Origin of the sequence: Micromonospora sp. DT63 (assembly GCF_049841615.1) — a bacterium.
Classification (GTDB): Bacteria; Actinomycetota; Actinomycetes; order Mycobacteriales; family Micromonosporaceae; genus Micromonospora.
The window spans coordinates 173,789-190,485 of sequence record NZ_JBNCKQ010000005.1 but is presented as its reverse complement, the minus strand read 5'-3'; the positions used below and the strand labels follow the sequence as shown (position 1 = coordinate 190,485).

Here is a 16,697-nt window from a genome sequence, read left to right as displayed (position 1 = left end):
GACCTCAGGTTCGACCGGACCGGCGGGGCCGTCGGGCCAGGGACAACCAGCCGAGGAACCTGTCGTGCATCGCCGCCACGTTTGGACGCAGACCCAGGTCGTACGCGTCGTCGATCGCCTCCCGCATGGACGCGGCCAGGTAGAACGCCAGCGCGATCGAATGACCGTAGAACTCGGTCGCGAGGGCGAGCCGAGCCGGCCCGCACGGCCAGGGCGCGGCGCAGTTGCGACACAGCCACGCCGGACGCATCGGCAGGTGCGGGCGAGGACGGGCGGTCATCCGACGCGCACCGGAACGCGCCTGCGTGGCCTGCTGGGTGCGACGGGCCGGGCCTGCCGGCGCACGCCCGCACGTCGCACGTACAACTCGCGCCGCGCGACCGCGTCGCCGGCGGCGTTCAGCTGGTAACCCTCGATCCAGACCCATCCGTCGTACGTGTGCCGCTCGGGCAGCTCGCGAATGACGCGTACGAAGATCGGCCGCAGGAACTGGACGCTGGCCGCGGTGGTCAGGTGGACCAGGTCGCCGGCCCGCATCGGCTTCTCGGGCTTGCCGTTAGGCACGGTCTCCCCCTGGTGCTGGGTGGGAAGGGCCGCTCCCGTGAGTGCTCGCCCGTCGGGAGCGGCCCCGCTACGAACGCGACCGCCGGGTCTCGTGGTCCCTACCGGCCGCGCCGCCTGGTGACACTCTGCTGTGGATGCCACTACGCTCGGAAGGCGTCGCAGGTGTCCGGGCCGGAGCTGGCGGGACAGGCCCCAGGGGTGTGGCGCCTCGGGTAGTCGATCTCCGTTTTGAGGAGCGTTGAATGGCTGACGTGCCAAGTCCCCTCGCGGACTTCATCGTGAGCGAGATCCGTCGCGCTCGTGGAGCGTCCGGGATGACGCAGGAGTCGTTCGGCCGGGCTGCGGGTTTCAGCGCCTCGCATGTCAGCGCCGTCGAGAGCGGCACCCGAGCGCTGACGATGGACTTCATCCGTGGAGCGGACCGCGCCTTCAACAACGACGGGCTGTTCGGACGCCTAGTGGTGAAACTCGGCGCACCGTCATGGTTTCTGCCGTGGCTGGACGCCGAGCGCGGCGCGCGACAGCTTCGCCTCTTCGAGCCACTATTGATCCCGGGCCTACTCCAGACCGAGAACTACGCCCGCGTCGTGATGCGCCTGAACGACCTCATGTCCGCCACGGAGGTGGACCAACAGGTAAGCGCTCGCTTGAGCCGACACAAGATCCTGACCGGTGACAGCCCGCCGCAAGTGGTGGCCGTGCTGGACGAGTCCACGCTTCACCGCGCTGGCGACGAGCACGCGGGCATCATGGCCGAGCAGGTCGCCCACCTCATCACCGTCGCCGAGTTGCCGCACGTTCACGTGCACGTGATCCCGGCGGGTGCTGGCCTCCACATCGGGCTGTCCGGGCCGTTCGCGCTGGCACGAGCCGGCGACGGAAGCTGGGTCGGGCACCTCGAAAATCAGCTGGGCGGGATCGTGGTCGACAACGAAGATGGGTTACATACTCTTCAGACGAGGTGGGAGAACGTGAGGAACGAGACGCTCCCGCGTCGACAGTCCAACGAGCTGATGAAGGAAGTGCACAGCCATCATGGACCTCACTAACGCAACCTGGCGCAAGTCCCGGCGCAGCGGATCGTCCGGGGGCAACTGCGTCGAGGTCGCTGACAACCTGCCCGGTGTGGTCGGTGTCCGGGACAGCAAGGACCCCACTGGTCCGGCCCTTACCTTCGGACCGACAGCTTGGCGCGTTTTCATTGCCCGACTCACGGCGCGGCCCTAGCCAGCGCAAGACGCGGAAGCGCGGTGCGCGATGGAGCCGGCAGGAGCCCGGGGTTGGTGTGCCCATCGGCGTAACGCTCCTCCGCCGACTGAACGCGACATCGTCCGCGACTTTCACACCCCTGCGGGCCGATTTCGCCGCCTCGCAGCTCGACCTTCAAGAAGCATCAGGATGGCGATGTGGCCGGAAGTCCTGCTAGCGACGCCTGTCGCTAGGGGACTGATCCGATTCACCGTCCTACGCCTCGAGCTCTGCTCTTGAGTTGCGCAAGTAGAGGGCGCTGGCTTGGACTCGGGTCCTAACTTGCAACTTGTCGAAGATGTGCGAGACGTGAACTCCGATTGTTCGTTCACTAACAAATAAGCGCTCCCCGATTTCCCGATTTGTTAGGCCCTCCGCCACGCCTGCCAACACTTCCAATTCCCGTTGCGTCAACAGGCGCAGGAGCCCATCCTCCCGCGAGATCGAGGGCACCTCGAAATTGCCTTCGGATTGGACATCGAACATCCGGTCCATGGAAATCAACTGGTTCCGCAGTTGGATACCATCTCTTTGCAGCGAGTTCCGCCTCAACAGTAATTGATGCAACCGCTGCTCTAGGACTTCAAGCGTTTCCCTCAGGCTAGTGATTTGCGCCTGATCGTCTCCTGATGCTTCGAGAGCCGCCTCGGCCTCAGCGATTTCCTGCTGGATAGCGGAGACCGCCTCCCTCGCCATCGAGAGCGCATCATCACTCTCGCTAATCCGCCGCATAATATGATCTCGAAGACCTGCCATATTAGGCAGGCGGAATTGAGACCTCTCAGGGAGTTTCTCGGCTTGACGAATCGTATCTTCACTTACGCTGGCGTCAAGGAAGGTTGCCGCATCCCTCAAGAATGTCTCGGTCCGCATAAGTATCAGTCGAGCGTCCGCTTGCCTGACTGCCTCATCTGCCAGTTCGGGCCGGGCACAAATGGTCTTCCCCTTAACCCGCAGATACCAGTCCTCCTTCACGTCGCTGGTCACGAAAACCAACATCTTGCCACCTCTACGCCTCACCTCCTCCAAGGTCTGCCTCCAAACAAAATAGTCGCCGTGCTTCGGGGAATCCTTGAACCCAGGAGGGATTTTCTCCGCATTCCGACGGGCCGCCTCGGCCAGCGCCTCGGCCTCCGCCTCTGAATTGAACGGCTGGCCTACCTTATCGGCGAAGACAGCTTCCAGCCGCCCCAATATCGGATCTTCCGCGACGGGGTCGCCCAGCCCGTGTTCAGCACGTAGTCGGTCAAGGGTTATACTCATCGGATCGAATAGGGTCGAAGCGATCGAAAGCAGCTCGTCCCGTTCCCCTTCCGGCAGAGCCACTCGATTCGATAGATGACGGATCTTATCTGTCAGCTCTTCGATTACACTCGCTTCGTGAGTGGAGATCGCATCAAGGGCTGCCTGGTAGGCAGCTTGATTATCTGCGATAACCTCGAATCGGTTCCGATGAAACTCGAGTGCGACTTGATGGGGAACAAAGACCCTGTCTCCCAAGCGTTCGAAGGCGGACAGCAGTTCGGTGCGGGCTGCCGGCGCGAAACGGTAAAGGTTCAAGAGCACATTTGCGTCGAATACCACCATGCCTAACTTGAGTGCTTTTTCGATCTCGGCCCGGGTTGGTGCCAGAAAATGGGCGAACTGGCCGCTAAAGCTCACTGCTGATCACCAAGCTGCTCGGCTGGACGAACGGGGGACTTCGATCGAGACCCTACCCGCCGGCAGCCTAGGCTGTGACCCGGCAGCTCACAGCTGGGTGCCCTCTTTGGTAGGCATTTATGACAGATGCTGGTCGTTGGTTCCTTCGGCTCGGGGGCGTCGCCGGACCGTCAAACGCCGATCAGAGACGACTACCAACGACCAATTGCACCCCGAAGAAACAGCAAGCCAGCCACCCCTAGGAGGGCGGTTTGTCTGGTGGGCGACGGACGAGTCGACCTGTACGCCGGATTCTGTGCGCGGCGCGTACCCCAAGAGGGGTTTGCGCCGGCGGCGGCCATCCATCTCGGCCTGCCGTTGCCGGCAGGCTCCAGCGGCCTACCCGCAGACATCGGGCGGGCAGCCCTCAAGCGTCTGCGCCGGGTCGTCATCTTGCGGTGACGGCCCTTGCTTGGCCTTGCTCCGGGTGGGGTTTACCGAGCCACCCCGGTCACCCGGGGTGCTGGTGGGCTCTTACCCCACCGTTTCACCCTTACCGTCCCCGTTGGGGTCGGCGGTCTGTTTTCTGTGGCACTGTCCCGCGGGTCGCCCCGGGTTGCCGTTAACAACCACCCTGCCCTGTGGAGTCCGGACGTTCCTCGGCGGCGGGCCGGAGCCCGCCGACGCGACCGCCCGGTCGACTCGTCCGTCGCGCTCTCATCCTAACGACGAGCGTGCCGCCGGTATTGCCGCCCCGCCTGGGCAAGATCGGGCAGCTCATGGACGATCCGGCGACGCCAGCTCAGAAGGCGACAGCTAGCCTCGTGGGTCTATGGATCTCTCCCACGCCGCGCTGCTGCTCGCCGCCGGTCTCGCCGCTGGCACGGTCAACGCGGTGGCCGGTGGCGGTTCACTGATCACCTTCCCGGCGATGATCGCGGTCGGGTTGCCGCCGGTGCCGGCGAACGTGAGCAACTCCGTCGCCGTGTTCCCCGGCTACGTGGCCAGCGTGGCGGGCAGCCGGCAGGACCTGCCGCGACCTCGGGCGCTGGCCACGCTGGTGCCCACCACAATCGTGGGCACGATCGTCGGGGCGCTGCTGTTGCTGGCCACCCCGGCTCGCGCGTTCGAGCTGGTCGTACCATTTCTGGTTCTTGGCGCGACAGCGGTCCTGGCCTTCCAGGGCCCGCTGCGCCGGCTGGTCGGTCACCCCCGCGCACTGTCGCCGCGGCGGCGGACGATCGCGGTGCAGACGATGGTCGCGCTCGGCGCGGTGTACGGCGGATACTTCGGCGCGGCGCTCGGGGTGATGCTGGTCGCCGGCCTGGCCCTGGTGCTGGACGCGACGCTGGCGCGGGTGAGCGCCATCAAGAATCTGCTCTCCGCGTTGGTGGGCCTCACGACGCTTGTGGTGTTCGCCCTGTTCGGCCCGGTGAACTGGGCGGCGGTCGCGGTGGTCGCGCCGGCCACGCTGATCGGGGGGTACGCGGGCGCCCGGCTGGTCCGCCGGCTGCCGCCGGTGGTGCTCAAGACGCTGATCGTGGTGTTCGGTACGACGATCGGCCTCTACCTGCTCTGGCGTGCCCTGAACTGAGCGGCGGCAAAGCCAAGATTCGCGCAACTTCCGGGATGGTGCTGCCTCAGCGAGCCCGGAGGCAGCAGTTTCCCCGAAAGTGCGCGGATCTTGAGAGGCGCGGCGGCCAGGCCGGGAGAAGCCTCAGTACGCCTCGCCCACCGGCTCCTCGGCGGTGTTCTCGGCGCTCGCGGCGCTGCGGTTCCAGCGGGACCACAGCACCCGCTCGCCGTAGCCGGCGGCCATCACGTGCGCGAAGGCCAGGTAGACCAGCACGCCGACGGCGAGCACCCCGAAGCCGACCCAGAACGGCAGCGACAGCGACTGCTCGGCGAGCTTGCCGGAGATGATCGGCGCCGGGGCGGCGGCACCCCAGCGGACCAGGTTGAACGCGCCGGTGGCGACGCGCCGGTCACTGGAGCCGAGGCCGAGCGCCAGGTCGGTGAGGTTGGCGTTGGCCAGCCCCATGCAGAGTCCGGCGAGCACGAGCACCACGATCGCCTCGGTGGTGCTGGTGGAGGTGGCGAAGAGGACCATGCAGACCAGCAGCCCGGCGATGGCCACGCCGACGGTCTGTACCGCGCCGATGCGGTGGGCCAGCCGGTGGCCGATCACCATGATGCCGGCGGCCAGGCCGAGACCCCAGCCGGTGAAGGCGAGCCCCAGCGGGATGACGTCCAGGCCGAGGAAGAGCGGCGTGTAGCCGAGCACCACGAAGAACACGAAGTTGTACGCGGCGGTGACCACGCACAGGGCGATGAACGCCGGTCGGCGGTAGGTGGCGAAGATCTGGCCGACGCGTACCGGGGCCTGCCGGTTTGTGGGTTCGCGGAGTTTGCGGGAGGCCACGCCGAGGGCGAGGACCATGAAGACGCCGCAGACGAAGAACGGCAGCCGCCAGCTGACCTGGCCGAGCAGGCCACCGATCAGCGGTCCGACGGCGAAGCCGAGACCCAGGGCGGTCTCGAAGAGGCCGACCACCCATTCCCGGTCGACGGCCAGGTTGACCAGCACCACCATGGCGGTGGCGAAGAACATCGCGTTGCCCAGCCCCCAGACGCCCCGCAGCACGGAGAGCTGCACGATGTTGTCGCTGAACGAGGCGAGGATCGCGGCGAGGCCCACCACGGAGACGCCGGTGATCAGCACCGGCTTGAAGCCGAACCGGCCGCTGGCCAGCGTGGCCGGGATCATGCCGATGGCCATCACCGCGATGTACGCGGTGAACAGCAGCTCGACCTGCCAGGCGGTGACGCCGATCGCCTCGCCGATGGCCGGCAGGATCGGGTCGACGACGGCGATGCCGGCGATGGCGAGAAAGGCCACCAGCGTGGTGGCGTAGATGGCACTGCGGTTCGGTTCGGAACGCCGATCCACTCCGACTCCTCAATTAGCTGTATCGTACAGGTACTTATTCTGTATCATACAGCTATGAGCGACGACCAAGACGCGAGCACCCTCGGCCGGATCGAGACCGAGGTGGCCCTGTTGATGCGCTTCGGCGAGGCCACCCGGCGGGCCACCGGCACCGCCGAGCACCGGGTGCTCGACCGCGCGGCGTACGTCATCCTGCGCCACCTGGCCGACGCCGGCCCACAGAACGTCTCGGCGCTCGCCGCCCGACTCAACCTGGACGGCTCGACGGTGACCCGGCAGGTGTCCGCGCTCCAACGGGACGGCCTGATCACCCGTACCCCCGACCCGACGGACGGCCGGGGCACTGTCATCTCCCCCACCCCGGCCGGCCTACAGCGGATGGCCGCCGTGCAGACCGCCCGCACCCGGCTCTACGGCGACATGCTGGCCGACTGGAGCGCCGAGGACCGGGCCTCCCTGGCAACCCTGTTGGGCCGCCTCAACCAGGCCCTGGTGAACCGCAACCGCACCCGCTGACCCCGCGTGGCGGTGTCGTGGTCTGGCTCACCGCGCCATCCAGTCGCGCGCAAAGCCCTTCCCCGCCAAGATCGCGCAAGATCCTGGTTGTAGTGGCCTCCTGCGCGGCCAACACCACTACAACCACGATCGAGCACGATCTTGCGGTGAAGCCGCCGGGCCCGCCCGGCGCGGAAGCCCACACCTGGCACGGGGACCGGGTTTCAGGAGAACGTCCGTCGCGCCCACGTGCGGAAGTCCGTGGCGGGCAGGCCGAGTGCCCGGGTCATCTCCGGGCGGGCGGGGCTGCCGTTCTCGTTGATCTGCTCGACAGCGTTGACCATGGCGGGCAGCAGGCCACGCTCGACGGCCTGCTGCGGGGTGAGCACGGGCGCGGTGATCGTGCGCCCGGTGACCTCACTCAGAATGGCCGCGACCTCGGTCATGGTGAGCAGGTCACCGGCGAGTTCGACATCCAGGCCGTCGAACTTCTCCGGGTTGGCGAACGCGGTCGCCGCGGCCTCCCCGATGTCGTCGACGGCGATCCACGGAAGCCGGGTGTCCGCGGCGAAGCCGGTGATGATCGTGCCGCTGGACCAGTCGCCGAAGAGGTAGGACCAGCCGACGAGGTTCTCCATGAAGGTCGAGGGCTTGAGGACGGTCCAGTGCGCGAAGCCGCCAGAGCGCACCATCTCGTCGATGGCCGCCTTGCTCTCCCAGTAGTGCCTGTCCCACCGGCCCTCGGCCCAGCCGGGCTGGTTGCGGTGGAACTCGCCGGCACCCGAGACGCTGCTGTGCACGACGTGCGACACACCGGCTCGGCGCGCGGCCTCGACGACGTTGCGACCGCGGGTCACCTCGGCGTCGCCCTGCAGGTCCGTCACATCGGGATACGGGATGGAGAAGAGGCCGTCCATTCCGTCCGCCGCGGCGAGCAGCGACTCGATGTCGTCCAAGTCGCCCTTGACCAGTTCGGCGCCCCGCTCCCGCAGCGCCTGGGCGCTGTCGGTGCCCAGATCGCGGACCAGGGCACGAACCGGGACGCCCCGGTCGAGCAGCGCTCGGGCCGTGGCCCCGCCCTGCTTGCCTGTCGCGCCGATGACGAGAACAGCCATGATGCCTCCCGAGAAACAAGCGGGGTGGCCCCCCACTTCCCGTCGGCTACGATATGGGGGACCACCCCACTTCTGCAAGGCGGACCATGCGAGCGGACGCGCAGCGCAACTACGACCTCATCGTCACGGCGGCCGCCGAGGCGATCGCCCGCGACGGCGCGTACGCCTCGCTGGAGGAGATCGCCCGATCCGCCGGGGTCGGATCGGCGACCCTGCACCGGCACTTCCCCACCCGGTGGTCGCTGCTCCAGGCGGTCTTCCGCGGCTGTGTGCACAACCTGGCGACGCGTGCCGGCGACCTGCTCGCCGCGCCGGACGCCCTCGACGCGCTGACGACCTGGTTGCACGAGGTCACCGCGTACGCCACGACAACCCGCGGCCTCGCGGATTCGCTCCTGAACGAGCCCGTCGAGCAGACCGACGCCTGCGGTGCGACGCTCGTCGCCGCCGGTGAACCACTGCTGCGCCGAGCCACCGACGAGGGTTCGGTACGGCCCGACGTCACCATGGCCGACCTGATGATCCTCGCCAACGGCATCTCGCTGGCGGCGCAACCAATGGGCGCGGCCAAGGCGGAACAGCTGCTGACCCTTGCCCTGCGGGGGATCGGCTCGGCGAGCCGCCCGTAGCCGTACACCGCGAAAGCGCCGCCGCCCCGACAGACCGACGCGAATCGGTCTACCGGGGCGGCCACGCTCGCCCGGGGACGGGTCAGGCGACCGGTTCGCGGGCCGGGTCGGCGTCGCGGTCGACGCCGGGGGTGATGCGGGGGTCGCCCTCGTCGGCGAAGTAGTCGTCCGGCGTGGTGCCGTCGACTCCCTCGGGTGCCTTGGTGGCCCGCAGGATCAGCGTCAGCAGGGCGGCGACCGCCAGGTTGACCAGCACCGCCACGATGCCCACGTAGATCGTCTTGGGCGTGTCGAAGCCGAACTTCTCCAGCGGGAACGCGGACCCGCCGAAGTGCTTCCGGGTGGGGCTGGCCACCTGGTAGAGCATCCACATGCCGAGCCCCATGCCGGCGACCCAGCCGGCGATCAGGGCGGTCCGGTGGAACCAGCGGGTGTAGAGGCCCAGCGCCACGGCCGGCAGCGTCTGCAGGATGATCACGCCGCCGATGAGCTGGAGGTCGATCGAGAACTGCGGGTCGAGGAACACGATGCAGGCCACCGCCCCGACCTTGACCACCAGCGAGGTGATCTTCGAGACGTTCGCCTCCTGTGCGGCGGTGGCGTCCCGCTTCAGGTACTCCTTGTAGATGTTGCGGGTGAACAGGTTCGCCGCCGCGATCGACATGATCGCCGCCGGCACCAGCGCGCCGATGCCGATGGCGGCGTACGCGACCCCGGCGAACCAGTCCGGGAACTGCTGGTCGAACAGCAGCGGCACGATCGTGTTGTTGTCGACGCTGCCCGCCGACGCTCCCGGCAGCGGCTTCACCCCGGCCGCGATGGCCATGTAGCCGAGCAACGCGATCAGACCGAGCAGCAGGCTGTACGCCGGCAGCGCCGACATGTTGCGCTTGATCACGTCGCGGTTCCGGCTGGCCAGCACACCGGTGATGCTGTGCGGGTAGAGGAACAGCGCCAGCGCCGAGCCGAACGCCAACGTGACGTACTGCAACTGGTTGTTGCCGTTGAGCAGGATGCCGTCGTTCGGGTTCGGTGACGCCTGGAACTTCGCGTCCGCCGCGTCGAAGATGTCACCCCAACCGCCGAGCTTGTACGGCAGGTAGATGACCGCCACCAGGATCACGATGTAGATCAGGCTGTCCTTGACGAACGCGATCAGCGCCGGTGCGCGCAGCCCCGACTGGTAGGTGTACGCCGCCAGGATGGCGAACGCGATGATGATCGGCAGGTGCCGGGCCAGGGCACTGTCACCCGTGACGCCCATCGTCTTGAGGACCGCCTCGATGCCCACCAGTTGCAGCGCGATGTAGGGCATCGTGGCCACGATGCCGGTGATCGCGATCAGCAGCGCCAGCACCGGGGAGTCAAAGCGCGTCCGGACGAAGTCGGCAGGGGTGACGAAGCCGTGCCGGTGCGAGACCGACCAGAGCCGGATCAGCACCAGGAAGACCAGCGGGTAGACGACGATCGTGTACGGGACCGCGAAGAACCCGGCCGCCCCGGCGCCGAACATCAGCGCCGGCACCGCCACGAAGGTGTACGCGGTGTAGAGGTCGCCGCCGACCAGGAACCAGGTGATCCAGCCGCCGAAGCTGCGCCCGCCCAGGCCCCACTCGTCGAGGTGCGCCATGTCCGTCGGCCGCCGCCAGCGCGCGGCGACGAAGCCCATCGCGCTGACCAGCAGGAACAGCAGCGAAAAGACGATGATCTCGGTGAGATGATCGCGCCACATCAGTGACCACCCCGCTTCTTCGTCATCTGGTAGACCAGCGTGGTCGTGGAGACGCCGAGCAGGATCCAGGCCAGTTGCAGCCAGTAGTAGCGCGGGAACCCGAAGATCCGGGGCGCGTCACCGTTGAAGAACACCGGGATCAGCGGCACCACGATGGGGAGAAAGAGCAACCAGTTCCAGGGACTGTGGTCCTTCGCCCGGGAGCGCGCCGTGGTGGGCGCCTCCGGTTCCGGTGCAGCCATCTGACACACCTCCGGGGAGTCGTGGCACTCGATGTAACGGCCGGAGGCTACGACTCTGTGACCGCCGTCACGATCAGAGCGCGGACGGCTCTGCGCCGAACGGCGCACCGGCTGCGCCGAACGGCGCGACAGTTCCGCCGGCGGACGAGGTGCAGCGGGCGCCCGAGGGCCACAGCTGAGGCCGTGCAGCGAGGTGCGACGGACGCCGCAGGGGCGCGGCTCAGGCGGCGGGCAGGTGCGCGGTGTCGTTGACCGTGCGGACCGCGATGCCGCCGTCCGGCCACAGGTCGAGCACCGAGATGCCGGCCGCGTCCAGGAAGAGCCGGTGCAGGAAGGCGTCGCTGGCCGCGAGGGCGTCGCGCAGCGCCAGCTTGATCGGCGAGACGTGCGAGACGACCACCACGGTCTCCCCGGGGTACGCCGCCGGCAGCGCGCCGACGACCCGGTGGACGCGTTCGGCCACGTGGGTGAACGACTCGCCGCCCGGCGGGGCGATCCGCGGTGAGGCGAGCCAGGCGTCCATCTCCCCCGGCCACTGCTGGCGTACCTCGGCGAAGGTGCGCCCCTCCCACTGCCCGAAGTCGCACTCGATCAGGTCGGCCTCGGTGCGGACCGGCACGTCACCGAGCGCCCCGGCGATCGCCGCGGCGGTGGCCGTACACCGGGACAGGGGTGAGCTGAGCACGGCCGCGACGGACGGGGCCAGCGCGGCCACCCGGGCGCCGGTGGCGGCGGCCTGGGCCCGGCCGCGCTCGGACAGCGGCACGTCGCCGCGGCCGGAGTAGCGACCCTGCTCGGTGTACGCGGTCTCGCCGTGCCGCACGAGGATCAGCCGGGTGGCGGTGAAGCTCGGGCGGGGCTCCCAGGAGGCCGGCGCGGTGGCCGGGTCGCTGCCCGTCGCGGCACCCCCGGCCGGGGCGCTGGCCGAGGCCGGTGCGCCGAGGGAGGCCGGCGGCGGGGTGGGTCGGCCGGCGGCGGCGTCCATGGCGGCGTTGGCCAGCGCGTCGGCGTGCCGGTTCTGCTCGCGGGGGATCCAGGTGAAGCGGACCGCGCCGAAGCGGCCCACAAGCGTGGCCGCCTGGGCGGCGAGCGGCCGCAGGCCTGGGTGCTTGATCTGCCACCGGCCGCACATCTGCTCGACCACCAGCTTGGAGTCCATCCGGACGTCCACCTCGGCGGCGTCCAGCTCGGCGGCGGCCCGCAGACCGGCGATCAGGCCCTGGTACTCGGCGACGTTGTTGGTCGCCGTACCCAGCGACTCGGAGCGCTCGGCGAGCACCTCGCCGGTCTCCGGGTCGCGCACCACCGCGCCGTAGCCGGCCGGCCCCGGGTTACCCCGGGACCCGCCGTCGGCCTCGACGACGACCACGCGCGGCGCCACGACCTACAGGCCCGACTCGTTGGTACGGACCATGATCCGTCGGCAGTCCTCGCAGCGGACCACGTCGTCCGGGGCCGCCTTGCGGATGCGCGCCAGGTCGGCGCCGGAGAGGTCCAGCCGGCAGCCGCCGCAGCGACCCGCGGTGAGCAGTGCCGCGCCCAACCCGGTGTCCTCGCGGATCTTGTCGTAGAGGGTGACCAGCTCGGCCGGGAGGTCGGCCGCGAGCGGCTGCCGGGCCCCCCGCTTGAACTCCTCCTCCTTGGCGATCTCGGCCAGCGCGTCGTCGCGGCGCTGCTCGGTGGCGGCCCGCTTCTCCCGGGTGTCGGCCAGCCGCTGCTCCACGCCGTCCAGCACGCCCTGCGCGGTCTCCCGCTGCTCCATCAGCTCCAGCTCGGCGTCTTCCAGGTCACCCTGGCGCCGGTTGAGCGAGGTCAGCTCGTGCTGGAGCGCCTCCAGCTCCCGGGCCGGGCCGGTGCCGGCGGCGAGCCGGTTCTGGTCCTTCTCCTTGCGGGCCCGCACCTGCTCGACGTCCTTCTCCAGGCGGGCGATGTCCCGGTCCAGGTCGTCGACCGCGACCTGGGCGCGAACCCGCTCGTCCTCCAGCGACGACAGCTCCCGGGCCAGCGCCTCCAGTTCGGCGCGCTCCGGCAGCGAGCGGCGGCGGTGCGCGAGCTGGGCGAGGTTGGTGTCGATCGCCTGAAGGTCGAGCAGGCGGCGCTGGACCTGGGGGTCAGCCTTCACGGTCGGGCTCCTTGTCGTCCACAACGGGTGCGGCGGCGTGCACGGTCCACGGGTCGGTGTCCAGGTCGGACACCAGCGTCTCGACGCCCGGCGCCTCTCGCAGGAGGACGGCCAGGTCGTCCAGCCACGGTCGTTCGGTCGCCCAGTGGGCGGCGTCGATCAGGGCGGGACCATCGGCGGCGAGGTGCTCGCTGGCCGGATGGTGCCGCAGGTCGGAGGTGAGATACGCGTCCACCCCGGCGGCGGTCGCGGCGCCGAGGAAGCTGTCCCCCGACCCACCGCTGACGGCGAGGGTACGAACCATACGCCCGGGATCCCCCGCGGCGCGAACTCCCCAGGCCGTGACGGGGAGCACGGCGGCGGCGTGCCGGGTCAGCTCGGCGAGGGTCATCGGGCGGGGCAACTCCCCGATCCGGCCGATGCCCCGGTCGTCGCCCTCGGCGGCGGAGCCGGTCGCCGGCCGCTGCAACGGGCGCAGCCCGGTCAGGCCGAACCGGGCGGCGAGGGCGTCGGAGACGCCGGGGGACGCGACGTCGGCGTTGGTGTGCGCCGCGTACAGCGCCACGCCGGCCCGGATCAGCTGGTGGACGATCCGCCCCTTGACTGTCGTCGCCGCGACCGAGGAGACACCCCGCAGCAGCAGCGGGTGGTGCGCGACGATCATGTCCGCGCCGACGGCCAGCGCCTCGGCGACCGTCTCGGGCACCACGTCGACCACGCAGAGCACCCGGCGGACCGGGGCGGTCGGCTCGCCGAGCACCAGGCCGACGCGGTCCCACTCCTCGGCCCAGCTCGGCGGGTAGCGCCGTTCCAACTCGGCGACCACGTCCGCCACCGTAGGGGTGGATGCGCTGATGCTCACGGCGGGCCAGCTTACCGGCGCGGGGACCGTCGGGCGGCGACGCCCGGCCCGGCCGCGCCGGTCCGTCGACCCGGGGGAAGGCAACCGCCGGGCGCTCAGGCGGCCCGGTACGCGACGGTCCGCAGCGCGGCCAGTGGCATCTGCCAGGGGAACGCGTGCAGGTGCTGCTCACCCGTCCCGGGTGGGTGCAGGGCGACGACATGATCACCGAAGAGCACCGTGACGCCCCAGTCGGCCAGCCGGGCCACGCCGGCCCGGAACGCCGGGTGGGCGGCCATCGCGACGTTGGTGTACGGCACCGCGACGATGGGGATGCCCTTGCCCTGCGCCTCGACGAGCAGCCCGAGAGCGAGGGTGTCGGCGATGCCGGCGGCCCACTTGTTGACCGTGTTCACGGTCGCCGGGCAGACGATCATGGCGTCGGCCGGCGGCAGCACGTCCGGGTCGCCGGGATTCTTGTAGTGCGTCCGCACCGGGTGGCCGGTCTGCCGGACCAGGGCCGGCTGGTCGACGAACTTGGCGCCGTCCGGCGTGGTGACCACGCAGACGTCCCAGTCGTCCGACTGGGCCAACTCCACCAGACGGCCGACGTGGCGGGCCAGCGGCGAACCGCAGGCGATGACGTAGAGCACCGCACGGTGCTCACTGGTGTGTGGTGCGCCGGTCATCACGCCGGCTCCGCGCTCATACCCCTACTCCCATGTGCTCAGCCAACTCCGCAATCGGAGAAGGCGGCGCACCACGTGTGCGACGAAGGACGTCCGACATCACCTCGTGGGCGATCGGCCGGCAGCGGATCTCCGACGGCGCGAGCCGATCGCCGAGCAGCAGCATCTCGCCGGCGTTCGCCACGTCGCCGATCTGGGCGTACCCCCGGGCGATGTCGAGCAGGTGGTGGGCACGGCGCTCGGGCAGCAGCGCGTTGAACGCGGGCTCCACGATGCGCACCTGGTGCACCTCCACCGCGCGGCCCCCGTCACCCAGCTCGACGGCGGCAGCGGCCCGGTGCAACTCGACGTTCGTCGGGCCGAACGAGGTCCAGTAGTGGTTGTAGTCGCCGCCGAGCAGGGTGGCGGCCTCCTGCGCACAGTTGATCAGGTCGTCGACGCTTGCCGAGTCGCCGATCCGCGACGCCGCCATGGCCCCCTGCAACAGCAGCATCCCGTAGACGGACAGCCGGGCGGGCGAGACCTCGTTGCTGCCGCCCGGAGCCAACCGGTTGGCGATCTGGACGTTCAGCTCCAGAGCCGGCCGGGCCCGACCCATGGCGACCAGGGCGTTGCAGACCCGGGTGGTGGCGATGCCGGCCAGCAGCGGGTCGTCGGCCCGCTGGGCCACCGCCATCGACCGGTCGGCGGCCAGCCAGGCCAGCTCGCACTCGCCGAGCTTGCGCAGCACCGACGAGGCGATCTGGTAGACCTGCCCGAGCAGGTGGGCCGCCTCCGGCGCCTGCGCTCCCCCGTAGGCGGCGTCGGCCGCCTGAGCGTCGCGCAGCAGCTTGGGCAGCGCCCGGGTGAGCATTCCGTAGCGGCCGTACTGGTAGGTGAGCCAGGCGTGGTTGACGGCCTTGCGCATGTCGTCCAGCGGAGGCGGGTACGGCACGGCGTCGAAGTAGGCGCTCATCGAGTCGTACCGCTCCAGGGCCGCCCGGATCTCCTGCACCTCGACCTGGTCGATGCAGTTCAGCGCGTCGGTACGCCGCTCCGGGTCACGGCCCAGCAGCAGTTGCACGTCCATCTGCAGGATGTCGGCGATCTCGTAGAGGACGGAGAACTTGTCCAGCCGGCGAACGCCCCGCTCGACCTTGTCCACCCAGCTCTTCGACTTGCCCAGGCGGTCGGCGAAGACCTGCTGCGACATCTTGCGTCGCCCACGCCAGTAGGCCACTCGCCGTCCAATGGGTAGCTCGTCCATCTCCCCATCCCTCCCCTGCCGCCTCCACCCATCGGGTGCCGGCGATGTCCGCGGGTGCGGCGATCCATCGTTCGTCTTGCAGTTTTCGCTGGTCGCACAGTCTGTACGTCAGCCGGACAGCCAGTCCTCGTACTTTTCGTGCAAGTTGCACGAGCCGTTCGTCAACCTCAACGATCGTGGGTTACGGCAGTGACGGTGCTCGACATGCGACCTGGCGTTCGCCGGGCCCGACGAGGGGAGATGGCACACATGTGGGGGAACGTCGTACCGCGCGTCGCCGAACTGTCGCCGCTGGAACGCGTCCGGTTGCGCCGGGTCGCCATCCGGTACGCCGTACACGGCTGGGAGGTGACCCCCGGCGCGTGCCTCGCCCGCAGCCGGTTCGTGTGCGGTCGGGCCGGCTGCCCCACGGTGGGCTGCCACCCCGCCCTGGAGAACTGGGAGTTGGCCGCCACCACCGACCCGGCCCGGGTGGCCACCTGGTGGCGCACCCGCCCGCACGGCGTGCTGCTGCCCACCGGGCGGACCTTCGACGTGCTGGAGGTGCCCGCCCACCTCGGTCGGCACGTGCTCGACGCCGTGCAGGTCCACCCGGCCGGCACCGGCGTACGCGGGCCCGTGCTGGTCACGCCCACCGGCCGGTGGATGTTCCTGGTCCGCCCCGGCGACCCGCTCCGACCGGAGTTGGAGCACTGCTTCCACGTCGTGCGGCACGGGCCGGGCTCGTGGATCCCGGCGCCACCCACCCGGCTGCCCGAGGGGACCGTCCGCTGGGCGGTCGCCCCGGAGCAGGCCCGCTGGCAGCTTCCGGACTCCTACCTGGTGCAGAACACCCTGATCGAGGCGCTGCTGGCCAGCGGGGTGACGCTCGCCCCCGACCTGCTCCCGGGTCACCTGCCCCTGCCCCGCCGGGGCAGGTGACCCGGCCCCGGCCGACGATTCGATCCGGTGGCCGACAGCGTCGCCGAGCGGCCGGTGCTCGTTGAGCAGGTGACAGCGCGAACGCGCGCCACGAACGGGGGAACGATGTCCACGCACGACAGATCGCCGTATCCCGGCGGCACCGAACCGCCCCGTCGCAGCCACCGGCGGCACCGCTGGGCGGGCACCCGCCCGGCCGGCTCGCGCCCCGGGCGGCCCCGCCCCACCGGCACCCGCCCCGCCGGCACCCATCGCCCGCTGC

At 69.8% G+C, this 16,697-nt stretch carries 17 protein-coding genes, 1 other RNA gene and 2 pseudogenes; 6 read left to right on the top strand and 14 right to left on the bottom strand.

The annotated features are described in order from the left end of the window. Positions 1-4: 4 nt before the first annotated feature. A complete protein-coding gene (locus ACLQ27_RS19975; protein ID WP_357496573.1) occupies positions 5-280 on the bottom strand; it encodes a hypothetical protein in 276 nt (91 codons plus the stop codon). Next, entirely contained in the window at positions 277-564 is a 288-nt protein-coding gene (locus ACLQ27_RS19970) for a hypothetical protein (protein WP_425868074.1), read from the bottom strand. The genes ACLQ27_RS19975 and ACLQ27_RS19970 overlap by 4 nt, the downstream gene beginning before the upstream one ends. A gap of 242 nt (positions 565-806) precedes the next feature. Between ACLQ27_RS19970 and ACLQ27_RS19965 the strand changes: the two genes are divergently transcribed. Together ACLQ27_RS19965 and ACLQ27_RS19960 are read left to right on the top strand one after the other, a co-directional pair. Then, positions 807-1,613, top strand: a complete 807-nt coding sequence (locus tag ACLQ27_RS19965) for a helix-turn-helix domain-containing protein (RefSeq protein ID WP_425868072.1) — start codon at positions 807-809, stop codon at positions 1,611-1,613. Continuing rightward, positions 1,600-1,791, top strand: a complete 192-nt coding sequence (locus ACLQ27_RS19960; RefSeq protein ID WP_425868070.1) for a DUF397 domain-containing protein — start codon at positions 1,600-1,602, stop codon at positions 1,789-1,791. The genes ACLQ27_RS19965 and ACLQ27_RS19960 overlap by 14 nt, the downstream gene beginning before the upstream one ends. A gap of 237 nt (positions 1,792-2,028) precedes the next feature. On the opposite strand, the pseudogene ACLQ27_RS19955 reads toward ACLQ27_RS19960, so the two are convergent. From ACLQ27_RS19955 to rnpB, 3 genes and pseudogenes are all read right to left on the bottom strand, one after another. Continuing rightward, a pseudogene (locus tag ACLQ27_RS19955) lies at positions 2,029-2,235 on the bottom strand (response regulator transcription factor); the annotation flags it as partial. A 504-nt stretch (positions 2,236-2,739) separates the two neighbouring features. Next, positions 2,740-3,399 (bottom strand): annotated as a pseudogene (locus ACLQ27_RS19950) (PIN-like domain-containing protein); the annotation flags it as partial. Positions 3,400-3,740: 341 nt separating this feature from the next. After that, positions 3,741-4,158: RNase P RNA component class A (rnpB, locus tag ACLQ27_RS19945), an RNA gene on the bottom strand. Positions 4,159-4,285: 127 nt separating this feature from the next. Between rnpB and ACLQ27_RS19940 the strand changes: the two genes are divergently transcribed. Beyond that, entirely contained in the window at positions 4,286-5,047 is a 762-nt protein-coding gene (locus ACLQ27_RS19940; RefSeq protein WP_425868068.1) for a sulfite exporter TauE/SafE family protein, read from the top strand. Positions 5,048-5,170: 123 nt separating this feature from the next. Here the strand turns inward: ACLQ27_RS19940 and ACLQ27_RS19935 are convergent, their stop codons facing one another. Then, positions 5,171-6,403, bottom strand: coding sequence for an MFS transporter (locus ACLQ27_RS19935; RefSeq protein WP_425868066.1), 1,233 nt, complete (start codon positions 6,401-6,403; stop codon positions 5,171-5,173). Positions 6,404-6,457: 54 nt separating this feature from the next. On the opposite strand from ACLQ27_RS19935, the gene ACLQ27_RS19930 reads away from it, so the two are divergent. After that, entirely contained in the window at positions 6,458-6,919 is a 462-nt protein-coding gene (locus tag ACLQ27_RS19930) for a MarR family winged helix-turn-helix transcriptional regulator (RefSeq protein WP_357575144.1), read from the top strand. Between the two features lie 203 nt (positions 6,920-7,122). On the opposite strand, the gene ACLQ27_RS19925 is transcribed toward ACLQ27_RS19930, so the two are convergent. Further along, entirely contained in the window at positions 7,123-8,013 is an 891-nt protein-coding gene (locus ACLQ27_RS19925; RefSeq protein WP_425868063.1) for an NmrA/HSCARG family protein, read from the bottom strand. An 86-nt stretch (positions 8,014-8,099) separates the two neighbouring features. Between ACLQ27_RS19925 and ACLQ27_RS19920 the strand changes: the two genes are divergently transcribed. Beyond that, positions 8,100-8,642 (top strand): TetR/AcrR family transcriptional regulator, encoded by a 543-nt coding sequence (locus tag ACLQ27_RS19920; protein WP_425868061.1) that lies wholly within the window; start codon positions 8,100-8,102, stop codon positions 8,640-8,642. An 82-nt stretch (positions 8,643-8,724) separates the two neighbouring features. Here the strand turns inward: ACLQ27_RS19920 and mctP are convergent, their stop codons facing one another. The 7 genes from mctP to ACLQ27_RS19885 all read right to left on the bottom strand — a co-directional run bounded on the left by mctP (position 8,725) and on the right by ACLQ27_RS19885 (position 15,514). Next, positions 8,725-10,374, bottom strand: coding sequence for a monocarboxylate uptake permease MctP (gene mctP, locus ACLQ27_RS19915; protein WP_425868059.1), 1,650 nt, complete (start codon positions 10,372-10,374; stop codon positions 8,725-8,727). Beyond that, a complete protein-coding gene (locus tag ACLQ27_RS19910; RefSeq protein WP_425868058.1) occupies positions 10,374-10,616 on the bottom strand; it encodes a DUF3311 domain-containing protein in 243 nt (80 codons plus the stop codon). Before ACLQ27_RS19910 ends, mctP begins: the two co-directional genes overlap by 1 nt. 220 nt (positions 10,617-10,836) lie before the next feature. Further along, positions 10,837-11,997, bottom strand: coding sequence for a bifunctional RNase H/acid phosphatase (locus tag ACLQ27_RS19905; protein ID WP_425868056.1), 1,161 nt, complete (start codon positions 11,995-11,997; stop codon positions 10,837-10,839). A gap of 3 nt (positions 11,998-12,000) precedes the next feature. Then, positions 12,001-12,738 (bottom strand): zinc ribbon domain-containing protein, encoded by a 738-nt coding sequence (locus ACLQ27_RS19900; protein ID WP_357496551.1) that lies wholly within the window; start codon positions 12,736-12,738, stop codon positions 12,001-12,003. Further along, complete coding sequence (locus ACLQ27_RS19895) at positions 12,728-13,564, bottom strand: Nif3-like dinuclear metal center hexameric protein (RefSeq protein ID WP_425868322.1); 837 nt, start codon at positions 13,562-13,564, stop codon at positions 12,728-12,730. Before ACLQ27_RS19895 ends, ACLQ27_RS19900 begins: the two co-directional genes overlap by 11 nt. 131 nt (positions 13,565-13,695) lie before the next feature. After that, the gene (locus ACLQ27_RS19890) at positions 13,696-14,268 is read right to left on the bottom strand and encodes a flavoprotein (protein ID WP_234586453.1); all 573 of its coding nucleotides are present in this window, start codon (positions 14,266-14,268) and stop codon (positions 13,696-13,698) included. Positions 14,269-14,284: 16 nt separating this feature from the next. Next, positions 14,285-15,514, bottom strand: a complete 1,230-nt coding sequence (locus tag ACLQ27_RS19885; RefSeq protein ID WP_234586449.1) for a helix-turn-helix domain-containing protein — start codon at positions 15,512-15,514, stop codon at positions 14,285-14,287. 249 nt (positions 15,515-15,763) lie between these two features. Between ACLQ27_RS19885 and ACLQ27_RS19880 the strand changes: the two genes are divergently transcribed. Next, positions 15,764-16,435, top strand: coding sequence for a bifunctional DNA primase/polymerase (locus ACLQ27_RS19880; RefSeq protein ID WP_357496805.1), 672 nt, complete (start codon positions 15,764-15,766; stop codon positions 16,433-16,435). Positions 16,436-16,697 lie beyond the last annotated feature (262 nt).